The 18,926-nt window shown below is 71.6% G+C and carries 25 protein-coding genes; 16 read left to right on the forward strand and 9 right to left on the reverse strand.

Translation table 11 applies throughout. The features are described 5' to 3' along the window. The first annotated feature begins 24 nt into the window (after positions 1-24). From alr to ACFXKG_RS11305, 4 genes are all read left to right on the forward strand, one after another. On the forward strand, positions 25-1,245 hold the full coding sequence (gene alr / locus ACFXKG_RS11290; protein ID WP_384835715.1) for an alanine racemase: 1,221 nt from the start codon (positions 25-27) through the stop codon (positions 1,243-1,245). Continuing rightward, positions 1,242-2,459 (forward strand): alpha/beta fold hydrolase, encoded by a 1,218-nt coding sequence (locus tag ACFXKG_RS11295; RefSeq protein WP_384835718.1) that lies wholly within the window; start codon positions 1,242-1,244, stop codon positions 2,457-2,459. The genes alr and ACFXKG_RS11295 overlap by 4 nt, the downstream gene beginning before the upstream one ends. After that, positions 2,431-3,042 (forward strand): tRNA (adenosine(37)-N6)-threonylcarbamoyltransferase complex ATPase subunit type 1 TsaE, encoded by a 612-nt coding sequence (gene tsaE, locus ACFXKG_RS11300; RefSeq protein WP_384835721.1) that lies wholly within the window; start codon positions 2,431-2,433, stop codon positions 3,040-3,042. The genes ACFXKG_RS11295 and tsaE overlap by 29 nt, the downstream gene beginning before the upstream one ends. Before the next feature lie 182 nt (positions 3,043-3,224). Next, the gene (locus ACFXKG_RS11305; protein WP_384835724.1) at positions 3,225-3,479 is read left to right on the forward strand and encodes a hypothetical protein; all 255 of its coding nucleotides are present in this window, start codon (positions 3,225-3,227) and stop codon (positions 3,477-3,479) included. A 70-nt stretch (positions 3,480-3,549) separates the two neighbouring features. On the opposite strand, the gene ACFXKG_RS11310 is transcribed toward ACFXKG_RS11305, so the two are convergent. Then, positions 3,550-4,113 carry a hypothetical protein gene (locus ACFXKG_RS11310; protein WP_384835727.1) on the reverse strand — a complete coding sequence of 188 codons (564 nt, stop codon included), beginning with the start codon at positions 4,111-4,113 and terminating at the stop codon, positions 3,550-3,552. Between the two features lie 103 nt (positions 4,114-4,216). Here ACFXKG_RS11310 and tsaB point away from each other — a divergent pair, with 103 nt between their 5' ends. From tsaB to ACFXKG_RS11330, 4 genes are read left to right on the forward strand one after another with little or no spacing between them, the layout of a single operon-like run. Continuing rightward, positions 4,217-4,882: a tRNA (adenosine(37)-N6)-threonylcarbamoyltransferase complex dimerization subunit type 1 TsaB gene (tsaB, locus tag ACFXKG_RS11315; RefSeq protein WP_384835730.1), complete on the forward strand. Its 666-nt coding sequence runs from the start codon at positions 4,217-4,219 to the stop codon at positions 4,880-4,882. A 38-nt stretch (positions 4,883-4,920) separates the two neighbouring features. Next, positions 4,921-5,493 (forward strand): GNAT family N-acetyltransferase, encoded by a 573-nt coding sequence (locus tag ACFXKG_RS11320; RefSeq protein ID WP_384835941.1) that lies wholly within the window; start codon positions 4,921-4,923, stop codon positions 5,491-5,493. Further along, entirely contained in the window at positions 5,486-6,637 is a 1,152-nt protein-coding gene (gene tsaD, locus ACFXKG_RS11325) for a tRNA (adenosine(37)-N6)-threonylcarbamoyltransferase complex transferase subunit TsaD (protein ID WP_384835733.1), read from the forward strand. Before ACFXKG_RS11320 ends, tsaD begins: the two co-directional genes overlap by 8 nt. Positions 6,638-6,657: 20 nt before the next feature. Beyond that, positions 6,658-6,924, forward strand: coding sequence for a hypothetical protein (locus ACFXKG_RS11330; protein ID WP_384835943.1), 267 nt, complete (start codon positions 6,658-6,660; stop codon positions 6,922-6,924). 38 nt (positions 6,925-6,962) lie between these two features. On the opposite strand, the gene ACFXKG_RS11335 is transcribed toward ACFXKG_RS11330, so the two are convergent. Beyond that, complete coding sequence (locus ACFXKG_RS11335; protein ID WP_384835735.1) at positions 6,963-8,279, reverse strand: cytochrome P450; 1,317 nt, start codon at positions 8,277-8,279, stop codon at positions 6,963-6,965. Positions 8,280-8,412: 133 nt separating this feature from the next. On the opposite strand from ACFXKG_RS11335, the gene ACFXKG_RS11340 reads away from it, so the two are divergent. Continuing rightward, positions 8,413-9,066, forward strand: a complete 654-nt coding sequence (locus ACFXKG_RS11340) for a TetR/AcrR family transcriptional regulator (RefSeq protein WP_384835738.1) — start codon at positions 8,413-8,415, stop codon at positions 9,064-9,066. A gap of 28 nt (positions 9,067-9,094) precedes the next feature. Here ACFXKG_RS11340 and ACFXKG_RS11345 read toward each other — a convergent pair whose 3' ends face one another. Beyond that, the gene (locus ACFXKG_RS11345) at positions 9,095-10,573 is read right to left on the reverse strand and encodes an RICIN domain-containing protein (protein ID WP_384835741.1); all 1,479 of its coding nucleotides are present in this window, start codon (positions 10,571-10,573) and stop codon (positions 9,095-9,097) included. 212 nt (positions 10,574-10,785) lie between these two features. Here ACFXKG_RS11345 and ACFXKG_RS11350 point away from each other — a divergent pair, with 212 nt between their 5' ends. Together ACFXKG_RS11350 and ACFXKG_RS11355 are read left to right on the forward strand one after the other, a co-directional pair. Beyond that, a complete protein-coding gene (locus ACFXKG_RS11350; RefSeq protein WP_384835744.1) occupies positions 10,786-11,142 on the forward strand; it encodes a YciI family protein in 357 nt (118 codons plus the stop codon). 205 nt (positions 11,143-11,347) lie between these two features. Further along, positions 11,348-12,685, forward strand: a complete 1,338-nt coding sequence (locus ACFXKG_RS11355) for an RNA polymerase sigma factor (RefSeq protein WP_384835946.1) — start codon at positions 11,348-11,350, stop codon at positions 12,683-12,685. A gap of 151 nt (positions 12,686-12,836) precedes the next feature. On the opposite strand, the gene ACFXKG_RS11360 is transcribed toward ACFXKG_RS11355, so the two are convergent. Both ACFXKG_RS11360 and ACFXKG_RS11365 read right to left on the reverse strand, forming a co-directional pair. Then, the gene (locus ACFXKG_RS11360) at positions 12,837-13,376 is read right to left on the reverse strand and encodes an NUDIX domain-containing protein (protein WP_382888699.1); all 540 of its coding nucleotides are present in this window, start codon (positions 13,374-13,376) and stop codon (positions 12,837-12,839) included. A gap of 7 nt (positions 13,377-13,383) precedes the next feature. Beyond that, positions 13,384-13,866 carry an ATP-binding protein gene (locus ACFXKG_RS11365; RefSeq protein WP_384835748.1) on the reverse strand — a complete coding sequence of 161 codons (483 nt, stop codon included), beginning with the start codon at positions 13,864-13,866 and terminating at the stop codon, positions 13,384-13,386. A gap of 196 nt (positions 13,867-14,062) precedes the next feature. Here ACFXKG_RS11365 and ACFXKG_RS11370 point away from each other — a divergent pair, with 196 nt between their 5' ends. The 5 genes from ACFXKG_RS11370 to ACFXKG_RS11390 all read left to right on the forward strand — a co-directional run bounded on the left by ACFXKG_RS11370 (position 14,063) and on the right by ACFXKG_RS11390 (position 16,996). Next, on the forward strand, positions 14,063-14,917 hold the full coding sequence (locus ACFXKG_RS11370; protein ID WP_384835751.1) for a helix-turn-helix domain-containing protein: 855 nt from the start codon (positions 14,063-14,065) through the stop codon (positions 14,915-14,917). Beyond that, complete coding sequence (locus ACFXKG_RS11375) at positions 14,914-15,132, forward strand: DUF397 domain-containing protein (RefSeq protein ID WP_384835754.1); 219 nt, start codon at positions 14,914-14,916, stop codon at positions 15,130-15,132. The genes ACFXKG_RS11370 and ACFXKG_RS11375 overlap by 4 nt, the downstream gene beginning before the upstream one ends. A gap of 27 nt (positions 15,133-15,159) precedes the next feature. Beyond that, on the forward strand, positions 15,160-15,789 hold the full coding sequence (locus tag ACFXKG_RS11380; protein ID WP_384835757.1) for a hypothetical protein: 630 nt from the start codon (positions 15,160-15,162) through the stop codon (positions 15,787-15,789). Positions 15,790-15,902: 113 nt separating this feature from the next. After that, positions 15,903-16,547, forward strand: a complete 645-nt coding sequence (locus tag ACFXKG_RS11385) for a hypothetical protein (RefSeq protein ID WP_384835760.1) — start codon at positions 15,903-15,905, stop codon at positions 16,545-16,547. 71 nt (positions 16,548-16,618) lie between these two features. Then, complete coding sequence (locus ACFXKG_RS11390; RefSeq protein ID WP_384835763.1) at positions 16,619-16,996, forward strand: hypothetical protein; 378 nt, start codon at positions 16,619-16,621, stop codon at positions 16,994-16,996. 20 nt (positions 16,997-17,016) lie between these two features. Here ACFXKG_RS11390 and ACFXKG_RS11395 read toward each other — a convergent pair whose 3' ends face one another. Genes ACFXKG_RS11395 through ACFXKG_RS11410 form a run of 4 tightly spaced genes read right to left on the reverse strand, consistent with a single transcriptional unit; the run spans position 17,017 to position 18,901 of the window. Continuing rightward, positions 17,017-17,652, reverse strand: a complete 636-nt coding sequence (locus ACFXKG_RS11395) for a contact-dependent growth inhibition system immunity protein (RefSeq protein ID WP_384835766.1) — start codon at positions 17,650-17,652, stop codon at positions 17,017-17,019. 10 nt (positions 17,653-17,662) lie between these two features. After that, positions 17,663-17,962: an RNase A-like domain-containing protein gene (locus tag ACFXKG_RS11400; RefSeq protein WP_384835769.1), complete on the reverse strand. Its 300-nt coding sequence runs from the start codon at positions 17,960-17,962 to the stop codon at positions 17,663-17,665. Between the two features lie 41 nt (positions 17,963-18,003). Continuing rightward, positions 18,004-18,393 (reverse strand): hypothetical protein, encoded by a 390-nt coding sequence (locus ACFXKG_RS11405; protein WP_384835772.1) that lies wholly within the window; start codon positions 18,391-18,393, stop codon positions 18,004-18,006. Next, positions 18,386-18,901 carry a hypothetical protein gene (locus ACFXKG_RS11410; protein WP_384835775.1) on the reverse strand — a complete coding sequence of 172 codons (516 nt, stop codon included), beginning with the start codon at positions 18,899-18,901 and terminating at the stop codon, positions 18,386-18,388. Before ACFXKG_RS11410 ends, ACFXKG_RS11405 begins: the two co-directional genes overlap by 8 nt. Positions 18,902-18,926 lie beyond the last annotated feature (25 nt).

An 18,926-nucleotide genomic window follows, 5' to 3' on the forward strand; every position in this document is an offset into this window, starting at 1 on the left:
CGGGGAACTGAGAGACTGGGCCCGATGACCGGAATCATGCAGACCTCGGCCACCCCGCGGGCGCGGGCCGAAGTCGATCTCGCCGCCCTGCGGGGCAATGTGCGCGCGTTGCGTTCCCGGGTCGGGGACGACGTCGCGGTGATGGCTGTCGTGAAGTCCGACGCGTACGGACACGGCATGCTGCCCGTCGCCCGCGCCGCCCGCGCCGCCGGGGCCGCCTGGCTGGGGGCGGCCACGCCGCAGGAGGCGCTCGCGCTGCGGGCCGCCGGGATCGGCGGGCGGGTGCTGTGCTGGCTCTGGACGCCCGGTGATCCCTGGCGGGAGGGGATCGAGGCCGATCTCGACATGTCCGTCAGCGGGCTGTGGGCGCTGCGCGAGGTGACCGCCGCCGCGCGCGCGGCGGGGCGGCCCGCGCGGATCCAGCTCAAGGCTGACACCGGGCTGGGCCGCAACGGCTGCCAGCCCGCCGACTGGCCGGAACTCGTCGGTGCCGCGCTCGCCGCGCAGGCCGCCGGGGAGGTGCGGGTCACCGGGCTCTGGTCGCACTTCGCCTGCGCCGACGAGCCGGGACACCCGTCGATCGCCGCCCAGTTGGAGGTCTTCGACGAGGTGGTGACGTACGCCGAGAAGGCGGGCGTCGAGCCCGAGGTACGGCACATCGCCAACTCGCCGGCCACGCTCACCCTCCCCGAGTCGCACTTCGACCTCGTACGGACGGGCATCGCCATGTACGGCATCTCGCCCAGCCCGGAGCTGGGCACCCCCGCGGAGTTCGGCCTGCGCCCCGTGATGACGCTCTCCGCCTCCGTGGCGCTGGTCAAGCAGGTGCCGCCGGGGCACGGGGTCAGTTACGGCCACCACTACGTCACCCCGGGGGAGACCACCCTCGGCCTGATCCCGCTCGGTTACGCGGACGGCATCCCCCGGCACGCCTCCGGGCGCGGCCCCGTGCTGGTCGGCGGGGTGCGGCGGCGGGTGGCCGGGCGGATCGCGATGGACCAGTTCGTCGTCGACCTCGGCGGCGACACGCCGGAGCCGGGCGCGACCGCCGTCCTCTTCGGCCCCGGCGACCGGGGCGAACCGACCGCCGAGGACTGGGCGCAGGCCGCCGGGACCATCGCGTACGAGATCGTCACGCGCATCGGATCCCGCGTGCCCCGCGTCTATGTGAATGAGCCGACAGGAGTGAATGAGCCGACAGGACCGACGGGACCGACGGCGCCTACGACGGGGGACGCACCGTGACGGAGAGCGGCAACTGGCGCAAGGCGGGCTTCGCCGGCGCCGCCATAGGCGTGATCGCCGCCGGGGCCGCCGCCGGTGTGGCGATCGAGAGGATGACCGTCGGGCGCGGCATACGCCGGAAGGCCCGGCTCGCGCTGGACGCGTCGGGACCGTACGGCACCCTGCGCGGCACCCCGGGCCGGGCCCTCGCGGACGACGGCACGGAGCTGTACTACGAGGTCGACGACGTCACCCCGGAGGCGGCGGCGGACGCCGGGGCGAAGGGCACCGGCGCGTCGGCCGCCCCGCGCCGGCGGCGGCTCTTCGGCCGGAAGGCGCCCGCGCCCGTCACCGTCGTCTTCAGCCACGGCTTCTGCCTCAACCAGGACGCCTGGCACTACCAGCGCGCCGCGCTGCGCGGCCTCGTCCGTACCGTCCACTGGGACCAGCGCAGCCACGGCCGCTCCGCCCGGGGCGTGGCCCAGCGCGGCCCCGACGCCGTACCGGTCACGATGGACCAGCTCGGCCGCGACCTGAAGGCCGTCATCGAGGCCGCCGTGCCCGACGGTCCCGTGGTGCTGGTCGGCCACTCCATGGGCGGCATGACGATGATGGCGCTGGCCGACCAGTACCCCGAGCTGATACGGGACCGGGTCGTCGGCGTCGCGTTCGTCGGCACGTCGAGCGGGAAGCTCGCCGAGGTCACCTACGGGCTGCCCACCATGGGCGTCAACGCCGTACGGAGCGTGCTCCCCGGCGTGCTGCGGGCGCTCGGCTCGCAGACCGAGCTGGTCGAGCGCGGGCGGCGGGCCACGGCGGAGATCTCCGCCGGGCTGATCAAGCGGTACTCCTTCAGCTCGAAGGACGTGGACCCGGGCGTCGCGCGGTTCGCGGAACGGCTCATCGAGTCCACCCCGATCGATGTCGTCGCCGAGTTCTACCCGGCCTTCACCGAGCACGACAAGGCGACCGCGCTGCCCGCCTTCCTGGAGATCCCGGCGCTCGTACTGGCCGGGGAGAAGGACCTGGTGACCCCCAGCACCCACAGCGAGGCCATCGGCGATCTGCTGCCGGACGCGGAGCTGGTGCTCGTCCCGGACGCCGGGCACCTGGTGATGCTGGAGCACCCGGAGGCCGTCACGGACCGGCTGGCCGACCTGCTGATACGGATCGGGGCGGTGCCCGCACCGTCTAACGTTGGTACGCATGGAAGCACCGCACAGCCCGGCGTCTGACGCCGCCCGTACCGACGCCGCCCGTGCCGACGTCACCCGTACGGCCGCGACCCGCACGGTCGTCACCGTCGACTCGCCCGAACGGATGACGGAGCTGGGCCTGCGCCTCGCCGCGCTGCTCCGCCCCGGCGACCTGGTGATGCTCACCGGCGAGCTGGGCGCCGGCAAGACGACCCTGACGCGCGGCCTCGGCGCGGGCCTGGGGGTCCGGGGCGCCGTCACCTCCCCGACGTTCGTGATCGCCCGCGTCCACCCCTCGCTGACCGGCGGACCCGCGCTGGTCCACGTCGACGCGTACCGGCTCGGCGGCGGTCTCGACGAGATGGAGGATCTCGACCTCGACGTCTCGCTGCCGGACTCCGTGGTGGTCGTGGAGTGGGGCGACGGCAAGGTCGAGGAGCTGTCGGACGATCGGCTGCACGTCGTCATCCACCGGGTCGTCGGCGGGACCGCCGCCGCGCCGGAGGTCGGGACGGACCCCGCGGCGACGGCCGAGGACGACCGCCGCACCGTCACCCTGACCGGCCTCGGCGCCCGGTGGGCGGAGACGGATCTGGCCCCGCTGGCCGCGCCGGCCGCGTAGCACCCACCGCCCCGCCCGCCGACCGGGCACCGGTCAGCTCGGCGATTCGGTCAGTCGTTCCGTACGTTCCGACAAGACGTCGGCAAAATGTTGCGCGTGCCGTGCCGTGCGTGGTCACATGGTAGGAAGACTTGGTTAGGTCTACCTAACCATGCCTGCCCCCGGAGCCCCAGGAGGCACCCATGCCGGCGCCCGAGCGTGACATCCGTCCGCGGTCCTCGTCGTATCCGGCGCGGTCGCCGTCGCCGTCGTCCGTCCCCATGCACGACCTGCTCGCGTCCTGCGCCGCGGCGGCGGCCGTCTCGACGCCCCCGCGCGCGCCCGAGCCCGACGCGGAGCAGGACACGGCGGTGGAACTGCGGAGAGAGAGCGGCGACCAGGGCGGGCAACAGGCCGGACAGCAGTGCGGCGCCGCGCATGAGCGCGACGCCGCATAACCGAAACGAAACGGACCGAAACGGACCGGACCGGACCGGGAACAGGAGGCCGGGAGCCGGGGGCCGGGGACTACGGGATTACTTCCACCTTCGAGCCGACCGTCGCGAAGGTCCACATCGCGTTCCCGTCCGCCACCCGCATCCTGACCCCGCCGGTCTTCAGCGTCGGGTCGGGGCTGGTGAGCGTGCCGTCCACCGCCGCGCTGAACCCGATCGCCACGTTGTCGACGGTCGTGAAGCGCACCACGTGCTCGATCCGTACGCCGTCCGAGCCGGTCACGGAGCCGGACCGCGAGGTCACGGTGTACGAGCCGGGCGTCGGGTTGACCGTGCTCGGCATGACCGTGAACGTCCGGGTCGACCTGCCCTTCTCGTCCACCAGCCAGACCCGCCGGTCGGCCAGTGCGTAGACGACTCGCATCCCCGAGCCCGAGTCGGCCGGCAGGGCCGTCGGGTTCTTCGGTTTCTGCGCGGGGGCACCGCCGGAGGCGGCGGGCAAGGAGCTGGGGGCCGCTTTTGTGGGCTTCCCGAGAGTGTCGGGTACGTTCGCCGATGCCTGGAAGGCGAGGAAACCGACCACGGCGACAGCCGCTGCGGTGAGCCCGGCCACGATTCCCGAGCTGCTCCTGGACACCTTGATCCACCTCTCGTACGTATGACTCCGTGGTGACGTTAGCAGTAGCGGGATGACGGGGCGGGGCGCCGTGCCCCGGCGCCGGGAGCCGTAGGCTGTTTGCGTGCTTCTGCTCGCCGTTGATACCGCCACGCCCGCCGTCACCGTCGCTCTCCACGACGGTTCCTCCGTCCTGGCCGCCGAGAGTCTGGTCGACGCGCGCCGCCACGGGGAGCTGCTGCTGCCCGCCGTCGACCGGGTCCTCGCCCGTGCCGGACGGAAACTCGACGCCGTGACGGATGTGATCGTCGGGGTCGGGCCGGGACCGTACACCGGGCTCCGGGTCGGCCTGGTGACGGCGTCGACCTTCGGGTCGGTGCTCGGCGTCCCGGTGCGCGGGCTCTGCACCCTGGACGGGCTGGCGTACGCGTCCGGCCTGACGGAGCCGTTCGTGGTGGCCACGGACGCCCGCCGCAAGGAGGTCTACTGGGCGCGGTACGCCGACTCCCGTACGCGGCTGACCGAGCCCGCGGTGGACCGCCCCGGCGACCTCGCGGACCGGTTCGGGGACGAGCTCGCGGGCCTGCCCGTGGTGGGCGCGGGGGCGCTGCTCTACCCGGAGGTCTTCCCGGACGCGCGGGGCCCCGAGCACCAGTCGGCCGAGGCGCTGGCCGCGCTGGCCGCCGAGCGGATCGCGGCGGGCGGGGAGTTCCTGGCGCCGCTGCCGCTCTATCTGCGGCGGCCCGACGCGCAGGTGCCGAAGAACTACAAGGTGGTCACCCCGAAGTGACCGCCTCATCGGATTCCACTTCTGTGGTCCTGCGGGAGATGCGCTGGTGGGACATCGAGCCGGTGCTCGCCCTCGAACAGGAGCTGTTCCCCGAGGACGCCTGGTCACCGGGGATGTTCTGGTCGGAGCTGGCGCACGCGCGCGGCCCGGCGGCGACGCGCCGCTACGTCGTCGCCGAGACGGCGGCGGGAACGGACACCGGGACGGACGCGGCGGGCGCGCGGCGGATCGTCGGGTACGCGGGACTCGCCGCCGCCGGTGGCCTCGGTGACGTACAGACCATCGCCGCCGCCCGCGACCAGTGGGGCACCGGCCTCGGCTCCCGCCTCCTCACCACCCTGCTCCAGCACGCCACCGCCTTCGAGTGCGACGAGGTGCTGCTGGAGGTACGGGTCGACAACACGCGGGCGCAGAGGCTCTACGAACGGTTCGGCTTCGAGCCCATCGGCTTCCGGCGCGGCTACTACCAGCCGGGCAACGTCGACGCGCTCGTCATGCGCTTCCGCGCCCAGGACGACCGGACGACTCGGACCGACCGGGCCGACCGGGCCGACCGGGCCGCCGAAGACACCGACGGAACAGAGACGCAGGGAACTGAGAACCATGGCTGACGAACCGCTCGTCCTCGGCATCGAGACCTCCTGCGACGAGACCGGTGTCGGCATCGTGCGCGGTACGACACTGCTCGCCGACGCCGTCGCCTCCAGCGTCGACGAGCACGCGCGCTTCGGCGGCGTCGTGCCGGAGGTCGCCTCGCGCGCGCATCTGGAGGCGATGGTCCCGACGATCGAGCGCGCGCTGAAGGACGCCGGGGTCACCGCGCGCGACCTCGACGGGATCTCCGTGACGGCGGGTCCGGGGCTCGCCGGGGCGCTGCTGGTGGGGGTCTCGGCGGCCAAGGCGTACGCGTACGCCCTCGGCAAGCCGCTCTACGGCGTCAACCACCTGGCCTCGCACATCTGCGTCGACCAGCTCGAACACGGCCCGCTGCCCGAGCCGACGATGGCGCTGCTGGTCAGCGGCGGGCACTCGTCGCTGCTGCTCGCGCCCGACATCACCAGTGACGTACGGCCGTTGGGTGCGACGATCGACGACGCGGCGGGCGAGGCGTTCGACAAGATCGCGCGCGTGCTGCACCTCGGCTTCCCCGGCGGGCCGGTGATCGACCGGCTGGCGCGGGAGGGCGATCCGGCTGCCATAGCGTTTCCGCGCGGGCTGACCGGGCCGCGTGACGCCGCGTACGACTTCTCCTTCTCCGGGCTGAAGACGTCCGTGGCGCGCTGGATCGAGGCGAAGCGGGCCGCGGGCGAGGAGGTGCCCGTACGGGACGTGGCGGCCTCCTTCCAGGAGGCGGTCGTCGACGTACTGACGCGCAAGGCCGTCCGCGCCTGCAAGGACGAGGGTGTCGACCATCTGATGATCGGCGGCGGTGTCGCGGCCAACTCCCGGCTGCGCGCGCTCGCGCAGGAGCGGTGCGAGCGGGCCGGGATCCGGCTGCGGGTGCCGCGCCCGGGGCTGTGCACGGACAACGGGGCGATGGTGGCGGCGCTGGGCGCGGAGATGGTGGCGCGCGGGCGGCCGGCGTCGGACTGGGAGCTGTCGGCGGACTCGTCGCTGCCGGTGACCGAACCGCATGTGCCGGGCGCCGTGGAGGACGGCCACGGGCACGGCCACACCGCGCACGGCCACACCCACGCGCACGATCACGATCACGATCACGTTCATGAACTCGCGAAGGACAACCTGTACTCATGAGTGAGGCTCGCAGGACACCCATGACGGTCGCGCTGATGTGGGAGGCCAAGGCCGTGCCCGGCCGGGGCGCGGAGCTGCTGGCGTGGGCCGGGGCGTACGAGCTGGCGCCCGCGCCGCTGCGCCGTGAGCTCTTCCGCGCCCCGGGGGAGGCCGGGGACCGGGTCCTCGTCATCACCTGGTGGGAGGGTTCCTACGACGCCGAGGTCCCCGAACTGCCGGACCCGGCGCCGGACCTGATCGCCCGCCCGGTCCACCGGTGGCGCTTCGAGGCGCTCGACGCGGTCTGACCCCCGTGCGGGCCGCGCCGAGCGCCCTCCACCGCGAGCTACCAGCGCACCGGCAGCCGGTTCAGCCCGCGCAGCAGGCCAGGACGCCACTCGAGCGCATCGGCACCGGCTCCAGCACCGTCGCCTGCGGCGCCCGTCTCGTCCAGGGCGAGCCCCGGGAAGCGTTCCAGCAGCGTACGCAGCGCGACGGCGCCCTCCAGGCGGGCCAGCGGGGCGCCCAGGCAGTGGTGGATGCCGTGGCCGAAGGAGAGATGGCCCCGGGTGACGGCCGGGTCGCGGCGGATGTCGAAGCGGTCCGGGTCGGGGAACCGCTCGGGGTCCCGGTTGGCCGCCGCGATCGAGAACATGACGGGCTCGCCCGCGGCGATCCGGGTCCCGCCGAGGGTGACGGGCTCGGCGGTGTGACGGTACGACGTGGCCTGTACGGGCGGCTCGTACCGCAGCGTCTCCTCGATCGCGCCGTCCAGCAGCGTCCAGTCGGCGCGCAGCGCGGCGAGCTGGTCGGGGTGGCGCAGCAGGTGGTGGACGGCGCTGGAGATCAGGTGCGCGGTGGTCTCGTGCCCGGCGACCAGCAGCACGAAGGCCATGCCGAGGAGTTCCTCGGTGTCGAGCCGCGCGCCGTCCCCGTCCCCGTTCTCGTCGGTGGAGTGGATCACCGCGTGCAGCAGATCGCTCTCCGCGGCCCCGGCCGGGAGGGCGCGCTTCTCCTCGATGAGGCCGAGGAAGTACTCCGTCATCTCCCGGTTGGCCCGCTGCCCGGCCTCCGGGTCGGTCACCGCGACGATCTGCGCCGACCAGGCACGGAACGGCTCCCGGTCGCCGGCCGGGACGCCCAGCAGCTCGCAGATGACCGTGACCGGCAGCGGGAAGCCGTACGCGTCGACGAGATCGGCGCGGCCGTCCGCCGCCACGGCGTCGAGCAGCCCGTCGGCGATCTCCTGCACGCGCGGGCGCAGCGCCTGCACCCGGCGCTGCGTGAACTCCCTGGCGACCAGGCGGCGCAGCCGGGTGTGGTCGGGCGGGTCGACCTGGAGCATGTTGCGGCCGACGGCATGGCCTCCGTCGCTCTTCCAGGAGGAGGAGTGGCGGATGTCGTTGCGCAGCCGCTCGGTGTCGGTGAGGGCGGCGCGGGACGTGGCACCGTCGGTGACGAGCCACTGCGGCGCCCCGAGGGGGAGGCTCACGGGGTGGACGGCACCGGCCGCGCGGAGCCGCGCGTAGCGCGGGTACGGGTCGGCGGTGAAGCCGGGCCAGTCGCCCAGGGCGAGGTCTTCGGCGCCGGCGTCCCCGGCACGTACCCCGTCGCCGGTGGAACCAGCAGAAGCAGGGCCGGTGGAGATGGAGTCGGTGGGCATGGTGGTCTCCCGGATCCGTCCGAGGGTGCGGGTGAAATGGGGAGTGCTCCCCATTTATTGCTTCCGACGATAACAGGGAAACCGGAAAACGGGGAGTAGTCCACACTTGTCGGCGTCACGGTACGGTACGGCCGTGAGACAGGACGCGCAGCGCAACCGGGAACGGGTGATCGCCGCCGCCCGCGCGGTCTACGCGGAGCAGGGGGTCGAGGCCCCGCTCGACGTGATCGCCCGCAGGGCCGAGGTCGGCAACGCCACGCTCTACCGCCGTTTCCCCGACCGGGCCGCGCTGATCGAGGCCGTATTCGGCGACGGGCTCGCGGCGACCATCGAGGCAGGGGAGCGAGCCCGGGAGGCGGCGGACCCGTGGGCGGGGCTGGTGGCCTATCTGGAGCGGACCTTCACGGGGCTGGCCATGGACCGGGGCATCACGGACCTGATGACGACCGCCATGCCGGGCGTGCCCACGCTGGAGGCGCTGCACGTCCACAACGCCGCGACGATCGGCGCCCTGCTGGCGCGGTGCCGCGAGGAGGGCACCGTACGCGACGACGTGTCGGTGGAGGACGTGCTGTTCGCGCTGGCGGCGCTGGGCCGTGCCGTACCGGCCGCCGAGACGGCCGCGTCCGGATCCTGGCGGCGGCTGCTCGCGCTCTTCCTCGACGGGCTGCGCGCGGAAGGGGCCCGCCCGTTGCCGGGCGAGCCCCTCACTTCCGACGCGCTGCGGACGGCGCTCGGTGAACTGCACGGCCCCGGCCGTACGGACGCGGCCGCACCTCGTCCGTAACGGCCCCTGAGCCGTAAGGCCTTACGGCTCAGCCGCCCTGCTGCGACATCTCCTTGGCCCGCTTCTCCGTGACGAACTTCCAGGCCCCGTCGTCGCCGTCGGTGCACTTCTTGACCACGAGCGGCGCGTCCGGGCCGTAGTCGTCGACGTTGGGGTCGGCGCGACTCAGCTTCAGGCACATGTTGTCGCTGGCGAGGTTGCGTATGAAGTAGTGCGACAGAGTGTCGTTGCCGTTGTTCTGGAGGTCGAGCCACCAGAGCTGGTTGTCGCTGGTGGTGCCGTCACAGGGGAACTCCGCGACCGGGGTCCCGGGGTCCACACCCTCGTAGCCGCCCAGGTCCATGCACAACTCGTCCGTGACGTTCCGGATCTGGAAGACACTGGTCCCGTTGGGGGCCTTGTTCTTGTAGCGGACCTCAAGGTTCCAGAGCTGGTTGTCCTCTTCCGGGGGGTTGCAGAACGAGTGCAGGACCGGTCCGTTCGGGGCGCCCTCCTCACGGCCGAGGATGTCGGCGCACTTGTCGGTCCGCACATCCCTGACCTGGACGCGGGTACGCGACGCCGGGTCCTTCTTCTCCTTGGGCTCGTCCCCGCCCGAGCCACCGCCACCGCCACTGTCGCCGTCGCCGTCGCCGTCGCCCGGATCGGGCTTCGGCTGGTCCGGGGTCACCTCGGCGGCGGGCGGATCGGGCAGCTTCGGCGCCGCGGACTCGGAGGGCTTGATCGACTCGGCGGCGACCGACTCGATCTTCTCCTTGGCCAGGCTCCGTACATTGGGCTTGAAGTTGAACCAGAGGATCAACCCGGTGACGGTGAGCACCAGCAGCAGGCTCATCACCGTCATCAGCCAGTACGGCATGACGCTGCGCTGTACGTACGTCCCGTCCACCGGCGTCGGCTCCGCGCCCGACCTGCGGATGTCGAGGGTGTACGGCCGCTCCTGCTTCTGCCCGGCCCAGGTGATCTGGCGCGGCTTGAGCGTCGCCTTCACGAACGCGGCGCGCCCCGGCTCGATCTGGATGCTGCCGGGGAAGATCTCGTAACTGAGTTGATCGCCGTTGTCGCTGCCGCTGATGGACCCGGTGAGTTTCACGTTGCCGAGGTTGTCGACGGCCAGCTTGGGCCGGCCCCGGAACCGGCCCTTGACGGTCGGCGGCACGAGCTCGGCGCGCAGCTCCGAGAAGGGGGCGATGGTGATGTTGCCCTCGGCGACCGTCGTGGCCTCCGGATGCTCCGTGGGCACGACCTGCACTCCGTACGGGTGCGGTCCCGCGGTGGAGTCGGGGGTGCGCGGCGGCGCGAAGGTGACGGTGACGGTGCCGGTCGTACCGGGGTAGAGCCGGAGGGTCGCGGGTTCGACGGTGGAGTACGGTGCGAGGTCGCCGACCGGGACGAAACGGTACTCGTCGACCACGTCACCGGTATTGCGCAGCCGCAACGTCACGGATCTGGTTCCACCCGCGTCCATGGTCGTCGAGGCAGGTTCGAGGGAAGTCCATAGGCTCACTCCCCCGACCCTAGAGGCGGCCGGGCACGATGAGCAGCGGCACAGGGGCATGATCGCCGTCCGGGAGGGCCCGGCGTGCTGCCCGAAGGCGCACCGGGCCCCGGTCGAAAGATCTTCGAAAGAATTTCCCGGCGTGTGTCGATCCGGGCGTCTCCCGTTCGACGTAAAGGTGAGAGGCGGGAAACAGCCCGCCCCACACCTGAGGAGTCACCATGCCGCGCTTTCTGTCCCTGGTACGTATCGACGAGGCCACCGCACCGGCCGGCGGCCCGAGCCCCGAGTTGCAGCAGCGTATGGGAGCGCTGCTGGAGGAGATCACCAAGGCCGGCGTCATGCTCGACACCGCCGGGCTGACGCCGACCTCCGAGGGGGTGCGGGTCCGGCACGAGAAGGGCGGGAAACTCACCGTCACCGACGGGCCGTTCACCGAGGCCAAGGAGGTCATCGGCGGATACGCGCTCATGCAGGCGAAGGACCGGGCCGAGGCCGTCGAGTGGGCGCGGCGCTTCGTCGAGGTGCATGGGGACGAGTACGACGTGACCTGCGAGGTCCGGCAGATCGCCGAGTAAGTCGAGTAAACCGGGTAGGTCGAGCAAACCGCGTAGGGCGCGTAAGCCGAGCAGCCCGGGCCGGACGGGCTCGCCGCGCCCCGCGCCGGTGCGTGTGCTCTGATGGGTGCCCGTGAGGGCAAACGGCGGGTCGGACGGACCGGGTGGGGCGGGCGGGGCAGGCGCGGAGACCGGCGCGGACCGTGCGGCCGCCGCGGAGCGTGCGCTGGAGGCGGTCTTCAGGATCGAGTCCCCGAAGATCATCGCGGCGGTCGCCCGTGTCGTACGCGACATCGGCATCGCCGAGGAGATCGCGCAGGACGCACTCGTCGCGGCGCTGGAGCGGTGGCCGGAGTCGGGCGTCCCGGACCGGCCGGGAGCCTGGCTCATGGCCACGGCCAGGCACCGCGCCATCGACCTCGTACGCCGCCGGGAGACGTACGCCCGCAAGCTCGCCGAGGTCGGCCGGGCCCTGGAGGACGCTCCCGGGCCGGAGACCCCCGACGCGGCGGTGCTCGGCACCGGAGACACCGGCGGGAGCGGGAGCGGCACCGACGGCGGAGGCGCTGATGGCGGAGGCAGCGGCGGCGGAGGCATCGGGGAGGAGATCGACGACGACCTCCTCCGCCTCATCTTCACCGCCTGCCACCCCGTCCTCTCCACCGCGGCCCGCATCGCCCTCACCCTGCGCCTCCTCGGCGGACTCACCACCGACGAGATCGCCCGCGCCTTCCTCGCCCCCGAGGCGACCGTCGCCCAGCGCATCGTGCGCGCCAAGCGCAGCCTCGCCGCGGCGGGGGTGCCGTTCGAGGTGCCGTACGGTGCGGAGCGCGCGGCGCGGCTCTCCTCCGTCCTGGAGGTCATCTACCTGGTCTTCAACGAGGGTTACTCGGCCACCGCGGGGGACGACTGGCTGCGCCCCGGGCTCTGCGAGGACGCCCTGCGCCTCGCCCGCGTACTCGCCGGCCTGATGCCCGGCGAACCCGAAGTGCACGCGCTCGCCGCCCTGCTGGAGCTCCAGGCGTCCCGGACACCCGCCCGCACGGGACCCGACGGCGCGCCCGTCCTGCTCGCCGACCAGAACCGGGCGCGCTGGAACCAGCTCCTCGTCCACCGCGGCTTCGCCGCCCTCACCCACGCGGGCTCCCTCGCCGCGCGCGCGGGCGCGGCGCCGGGGCCCTACGCCCTCCAGGCGGCCATCGCGGCCTGCCACGCCCGCGCGGCGACGTACGAGGAGACGGACTGGCCCGCGATCGCCGTCCTGTACGGCAGACTCGCCGCGCTCACCCCCTCCCCGGTGGTCGAACTCAACCGCGCCGTCGCCGTCTCCCTGGCGGAGGGCCCGGCGGCCGGACTCGCGCTGGTGGACGCCCTCGCCGACGACCCGGCGCTGAAGGCGTACCACCTGCTCCCCAGCGTCCGGGGCGACCTGCTGGCCAGGCTGGGACGCCCGGAACAGGCGCGGGCCGAGTTCGAGCGGGCGGCCGGGCTCACCCGCAACGCGCGCGAGCGTGAACTGCTCCGGCGCCGCGAGGCCGAACTCGGGAGACCGGGACCGTCGTAGCGTGAGACCGACAGCGTCTGTCGGCCGGTCGGACCGGTCGGCTTCGATCAGTCCGGTCGGCCCGTCGGTCAGCTCCGCCAGATGGCCAGCGCCAGCGAACCGCCCAGCGCCAGAACGGCAAGCACGTACGCGACCTGCTGCGCGCTCGGGCTCACCGCGACACCGCCAGCCGGTCCTGCAGCCGCCTGCGGAGCAGCGGCGGCCCGATCTCGTCCACCGAGGTCCAGCGCGCCCGGCCCAGCGCGGCCATCGCGGGGACGAGGACGCGCGAGTGCGCCCGGAAGAGATAGCGGAAGCCGTACCGGATGCGGCGCCCGTCCTCGGGGGCGGCGGGCGAGGTGTCGACCAGGATCGGGCCCTCCTCGCCGGGCGCCGTCCAGACGTTCTGGACGCCCGCGAACTCCTCCAGCACGCGCGTCGCGGTCCGGCTGAGCGACTGGTCCGAGGGGTCGGGCGCGCCCTCGGCGAACCCCCAGGCGTCCCCGTACCGCAGGGCGAGCGCCCGCCCCTGCTCGTCCATCAGGATGGCCCCCGCCCTGACCACCGGGCAACTGCCGTGGTGCAGGCACAGGCCCTGACGGGAGTGGTCGAGCAACGCGTCGAACAGGGGCATCGTCGCCGACGTCTCGTCAGGGTGGCCAAGCAGGTAGTGGTTCAACTCCTTGATGATGGCGCTCTCTTCGACAGCCACGGTCAGCTCAACTCCTTGCGCTCTCAGACCTGGGCCCGGACCCGGACCGGAATTCGACCCCCGTCCCGGTTCCGAATACGGACCCCGGCTTTTCGGCGACCGGCAACGGAATCGCGCACCTGATGTCCTTTCCGGACGCGGTGAGTACGGTCTCCCAGTGCTCGGTCAGCTCCTCGATCAGGATCAGCCCTCTGCCGTCCTCCGCCGTGGAGGAACGGGCTAGCTTCGCTGGAACGGCCGTAGTGAAATCACTGACGGTGACGGACAGATGGGCCTCGGTCGGTGTGACGAGGAGGCCGCATCGGCCACCGGCGTGTTTGTGAACGTTGGTCAGCAGCTCCGTCACGACCGGAACCGCTACGTCCGAGACCGCTTCGCAGCCCCACGTCACCAACGTTTCTACCAGTTCGCGACGGATACGTCCCAGTCCGTCCGGCCGCACGACGAAGTCGATTCTCAGTTCCCGTTCGATGCCGGCCACGTTCACCATGGCTCCTCCTGTGCCGCCTTGAGGGCCGCGTGATCGATCGACAGCGAGTCACCACGAGGAGCGGTGCCGCGTTTCGGCACGATGGTGTGGGGCGAACCATTTGCCGGGCAAGATATTCCGATGCTGCTTCATACTGACGAGTGAATCCGCCCCGAAGACATCTCTATGCGGAGAAGCGGCGCGCCACGATGTGGGCATGGCTCACAGCGACATGCCCACGATGCGCAGCAAGCGGCTCGGCAACGAGTTGAAGCGGCTCCGTGTCGAACGGGCATACAAAGTCCAGGACATCGCCGACAAACTCCAGTGCGGGCAGCCGAAGATCTCGCAGATCGAGAACGGCAAGCGGGGGATAAGGCCGCTCGATCTGACGGTGCTGCTGGAGTTCTACGGAATCGAGGACGCGGCGTATGTGGCGAGCATCAAGCGGCTCGCCAAGGAGATCCACAAGGTGGACTGGTGGAGCAGCGAGGGCCCGCTGCTCCATGACGAGCTTCGGGACTATCTGACCCTGGAGGCGGACTCGGAGCTGGTGCGTGAGTACGACCCCGCGGTGATCCCGGGGCTGCTCCAGACCGGGGCGTACATGCGGGAGATCTTCGAGGCCCGCTACCCCGCGGAGAGGATCGCCCCCTTGGCGGAGACCCGGATCAAACGACAGGAACTCCTCGACTCCCAGCTGGACTTCCGCCTGCGCACGATCATCGAGGCGTCCGTCCTCCACCGCATCAGCAAGTCCGGTGAGGTGGTCCGGGAGCAGTTGGAGCACCTGCTGGAGATGGGCAGGCGGAGCAACGTCAACATCCAGATCCTGCCCCTCGACGCGGCGATCCCGGCCGAGCAGTACACCCCGTTCACGCTCTTCTCGCTGCGCGGTGAACCCTCCATCGACGTCACATGGTTGGAGCATGTCACCGGGGGTACGTTGTTGGAGCAGCGGACCGACGTACAGGTATACGCGCAGGTGTGGGACGAGTTCACCGCCGCGGCCCTTTCGCCGTCCGCCTCACAGAAGTACATCCGTGATCTCCTCCAGGGCAGTGGACAGTGATCTCCGAGGTCTCCGGCGAGTTCGACGGCGCGCTCTGGCACAAGAGCACATACAGCGGCAGCAACAACGGCTGCGTCGAACGCGGCCGGTTGCCCGGCGGACGTCAGGCGGTCCGTGACACCAAGGACCGCGCCGTGGGCACGGCGGTCTTCGCCCCCGCCGCCTGGCAGACCTTCGTGGACGCGGTCCGCGCCGGGGTCCGCTTCGACGCTTGAGCGTCGGGGGTCGATAGCCTCGTGTGCATGTCACGTCGTACGCCGCTGCCGCCACCCCCGCCCCCTGAGCACCTGCGCTCCTGGCCCGACCGCCCGGCCCTGCTCGCGGACCGGGCCGGGGTGCTCTCGTATCTCGGCGGTCGCAGCCTCGGGCCGGTCGAGTTGGTGCGCTTCTGGCTGCTGGTGCTGGGGGTGCAGTTCGGGTGGTTTCTGGTCGGCGAGGTGCTGGTCTCGCTCGGCAACGGGGCGGATCCACTCGGCGTCATGTTCGCCGTGCCGTTCCTCGCGATCGGGCTGGGCGTGCTGGTCACGGCCGTGGTCTTCCTCGGGCTGTCGGTCCGCGAGGAGCGTGCGGTGCGCGGGCTGATGACGCGGTGGGCGGCGCTGGACAGCGACCCGGAGAGCGACGGCGGGCTGCGGATGGCGGGGCGCAGCCTGAGCTGGCTGCTGACGTCGTTCGTGGCCGGCGCCGCCGGGCTGTGCGTCGCGTTCGTCGTACCGGCCACGGCGGAGCGCGGCGAGGACACGTACGCGGAGGTGGCGTACGCGATGGGCGCGGGCACCATCCTGTGGATCGCCGGACTGATCGGCGTGGCGCGGGCGGTGGGGCACTACCGGTGGGCGGTGCGGCTGGTCGCACCGGGGGCGGCCCGCTGAGACGACGCATGCCGAGACGGCCCGCTGAGACGGTGCGCGCCGAGACGGCCCGCCGAGACCGTGCGCGCCGCCCGGACGGGACCGCTCCCCGACGCCCCGCTACCCTCTGCCGCATGATCAACCGCCGGTCCCTGCCGCCGCCCCCGCCGCCCGAGGAGCTGTGCTCCTGGCCCGACGACGCGGCGCGCCTCGCCGACCGGTCCACGGCTCTGGTGGAGCTGAGCAGACGCGGCCTGGGGATCGTACGGCTGGTGCTGCTGTGGTTGACGGGGGCGGTCGCGGTGCTCGGCTGGGCGTGCGTCGGGCTGGCCGTCCAGAGCTTCGGGGAGGTGGGCTTCGACCCGGTGAGCGGGGTCGTGGCGCTGATCCTCGCGGCGGTCCTGCTGGTGCCCGCGGCGATCGCCCTCGGCTTCTGGCTGCACCGGGGCCATGTCATACGGCTGCGCCTGGAGGCGTGGGCGGCCCTCGACCCGGCGCCCGTGAGCGAGGCGCAGTCCCTGGCGCACCGGAGGTCGGTGCTGTGGCTGCTGCCCTCGGTGGCGCTCTGCCTGGCGGGGGTGGGCCTGGTCGGAGCCGCCCTGGCCGAGGCCTCGTCGCGGACGGCGAAGGTGAGCAGCACGACGTACCTGGTCGGGCTCGGGGCCACGGTCCTGCTCACCGGGATTCTCGGCCTCGCCCAGTCGTTCTCGCAGCGGCGCTGGTCAGCGCAGTTGCGCAATACCGTCCCGGTCCGCCGGGGCGGAGGCGCGCATCGCTGAGGCTGTTCCTACCGGCGCCGTCCTATCCTGAAGAGGGAACGCATACGCCATTCAGGTGTAAGGGGCGGCCGATGGACTGGCTTTGGTGGATTTTCGTCTTCTTCATCGTGGGCGGGTTCGGCTGGGTGGCCGACACGGGCCGGACCGCCCTCAAGACCCGGCATGAACGAAAAATCGAACGCTTCAAGCTGGCGGAGGGCGAGCGCCAGGCCGAGCGTCAGGCTCTGGAAGAGGCCCAGAAGCTTCCGGAGCCGATCTGCGGCTGCTCACACCACCTGGCGAAGCACGACCGGCAGGGCAAGTGCCACGAGGACGTCGAGACCCCGACGGAGTGGGACGAGAACAAGAAGCCGCTGCGGTACGAGCTCAGACAGTGCAACTGCCAGCAGTACGTGGGCCCGCAGCCGCTCTCCCAGATCTACGCGGACGAACTGACGGACCTCGGTTGACGCGCTGTCGCCGGCCGCGGTCAGACGAGCCGCGCGGCGACGCTGCTGAGCCAGCCGCTGGGGGAGTACGGCGCCGGCGGATCCATCTCCATGCCCAGTTCCGCGACGGCGAGGGCGTGGTCGGATTCGGTGAGCGGCAGAGCCAGCAGCTCGTACAGTTCGCCCGCGAGACGGGCCACCAGGCCGGGGTCCGTGGTGTCGAGATAGTCCTGGAGCGCCGCGTCATGGTCCGGGAACTCGTCCGGCATGTCCTGGGAGAACCAGCCGCCGAGGAACTGGGCGAGCTCCGGGAAGCGGGCGTGCCACTCCCAGTGCGTCTGCGGTACGGCCGGCGGCGGAGCCTCGCCGGCCTCGACGCTCTGCTTGATCCGGTCGGCGAGTTCCCGGAGCCAGTCCTGGATCTCGGTGTCGGGCAGGCCGACGTCGGGCACGGGGTAGAACTCACCGAGGCGCAGCCGGAGCCGACCGGGCGGGTTCGCCGCGTACTCCCGGAGCTGGTGCTCGGCGACGGCGAGAGCCCAGGGGCGGGTACGCCAGACGTGCCGCAGGTACGCGGTCAGCGCCTCCTCGTCTCCGGCGGTCCGGCCGAGATGGGCGCGGACGACCTCGTCGAGCTCGCCGTACTTGCGGTCGTGTTCGAGCGGCTTCAGGGACACGGAACGGGCCTCAGAGGTAGATCGGGAAGGTGGCGTGGACGGTGAACCCGTGCGGGGTGGTGGCGTCCCGCCTGAGGACGACGCGGGCCGCGCGTACATCGACCGGGTCACGCCCGGCCAGCATCATGGCCTGCAGAAGGACCCTTCCGACGGGCTCGGGCCGCGACGGCCAGGCGGCCTCGATGGTGAGGCGCTGCCGGGTGGACTGGGCGAGCCAGCGGTGAATGACCTGTTCGTTACGGGTGACGACCTGCTGGGTGGCCCATTGGGCGGTCCCGCGGTCGGGATAGGCGGCGGATCGGGTTCGCATCGTCGGTGGCCTCGTCATGTGCTGTGGGTGGTGTACGCGCTTCATGCTCCCTGCCACTCCCACAGAGGCGGGTGGGACCGTGTCACGTGATCGAGGCACGCCTGTGCGAGCGCGGGGAAGAATTCCACGAAGTCCAAGGTCCCTGACCCTCCGTTGAGCGCGCTGGAGAAGAACCGGTCCATCGTCTCTTCATCGTTTCGGAAGAGGACCAGGGCCTCATGGCATTCGCCGGCCAGCCCCGGCAGATGCCAAGGACACGCGGGGTGGACATCGTTGATCACCATGGCGATCTGCTTCGGGATCGCGTGGGGAATATTCTTCAGCGCCGGCGACGTGCCCGCAGGATCGTCATCGAAGAGGTCGGCGGCTGTCCGGAGCTGGTCCCCGGACAGGCGGAAGTACTCCCTGGCTCCCTGGCCTTTGCTATGCATCTTCAAATCTCCAGGCAATGAGGAGATGCTCCGATGAGATCGCAATCAGGGAAACATCATAGAGTGTCTCTGCCAGTGAATTGAAGTGGAAGCTGGATGCGAAGAAATCTGCTTCCTCGCCATCCTCGGCGTGGCCATGATTCGTAAAGAATTCTGCCTCTTCGCCCACTGTCCCGATGATTTCTCGGACGCAGTCGTCCCTTGCTGGGTCCGCTTTCCGGAGTGACGCATCAGGACCGGAGTAAAAGGATCCGACCGCGAGGAGCTTCATCAGGTCCTCGGCGCCACGGCGGGACACGGGCAACAGGCTCTGGCGTAGATCGTCCGCTGTGACCCCCTCGAACATCGTGGTGGGGTCGATTCCCAGAAGCTCGCTGATGTTCGAGCCGTGCAGCGCCGACAGTACGTCCTCGTACCAGTCCTTGCTCACCCGTCGCGCCAGCAGCAGAAGCGTGTGGTGCTCGTCGAAGATCCGGCGTGCACACTCGGGCAGTTTCCCGATGCTCACGGATATCACACTCAATCAGGTGTCT

It is taken from the genome of Streptomyces sp. NPDC059255, from assembly GCF_042752355.1.
In the GTDB taxonomy this organism is placed as follows: domain Bacteria; phylum Actinomycetota; class Actinomycetes; order Streptomycetales; family Streptomycetaceae; genus Streptomyces.

Bases quoted from the DNA above. Each gene is read 5' to 3' on its own strand.
- alr (WP_384835715.1), top strand. From the start codon at position 25: ATGACCGGAATCATGCAGACCTCGGCCACCCCGCGGGCGCGGGCCGAA.
- tsaE (WP_384835721.1), top strand. From the start codon at position 2,431: ATGGAAGCACCGCACAGCCCGGCGTCTGACGCCGCCCGTACCGACGCC.
- ACFXKG_RS11305 (WP_384835724.1), top strand. From the start codon at position 3,225: ATGCCGGCGCCCGAGCGTGACATCCGTCCGCGGTCCTCGTCGTATCCG.
- ACFXKG_RS11320 (WP_384835941.1), top strand. From the start codon at position 4,921: ATGCGCTGGTGGGACATCGAGCCGGTGCTCGCCCTCGAACAGGAGCTG.
- tsaD (WP_384835733.1), top strand. From the start codon at position 5,486: ATGGCTGACGAACCGCTCGTCCTCGGCATCGAGACCTCCTGCGACGAG.
- ACFXKG_RS11330 (WP_384835943.1), top strand. From the start codon at position 6,658: ATGACGGTCGCGCTGATGTGGGAGGCCAAGGCCGTGCCCGGCCGGGGC.
- ACFXKG_RS11335 (WP_384835735.1), bottom strand. From the start codon at position 8,279: ATGCCCACCGACTCCATCTCCACCGGCCCTGCTTCTGCTGGTTCCACC.
- ACFXKG_RS11350 (WP_384835744.1), top strand. From the start codon at position 10,786: ATGCCGCGCTTTCTGTCCCTGGTACGTATCGACGAGGCCACCGCACCG.
- ACFXKG_RS11365 (WP_384835748.1), bottom strand. From the start codon at position 13,866: ATGGTGAACGTGGCCGGCATCGAACGGGAACTGAGAATCGACTTCGTC.
- ACFXKG_RS11370 (WP_384835751.1), top strand. From the start codon at position 14,063: ATGGCTCACAGCGACATGCCCACGATGCGCAGCAAGCGGCTCGGCAAC.
- ACFXKG_RS11380 (WP_384835757.1), top strand. From the start codon at position 15,160: ATGTCACGTCGTACGCCGCTGCCGCCACCCCCGCCCCCTGAGCACCTG.
- ACFXKG_RS11385 (WP_384835760.1), top strand. From the start codon at position 15,903: ATGATCAACCGCCGGTCCCTGCCGCCGCCCCCGCCGCCCGAGGAGCTG.
- ACFXKG_RS11390 (WP_384835763.1), top strand. From the start codon at position 16,619: ATGGACTGGCTTTGGTGGATTTTCGTCTTCTTCATCGTGGGCGGGTTC.
- ACFXKG_RS11400 (WP_384835769.1), bottom strand. From the start codon at position 17,962: ATGCGAACCCGATCCGCCGCCTATCCCGACCGCGGGACCGCCCAATGG.
- ACFXKG_RS11405 (WP_384835772.1), bottom strand. From the start codon at position 18,393: ATGCATAGCAAAGGCCAGGGAGCCAGGGAGTACTTCCGCCTGTCCGGG.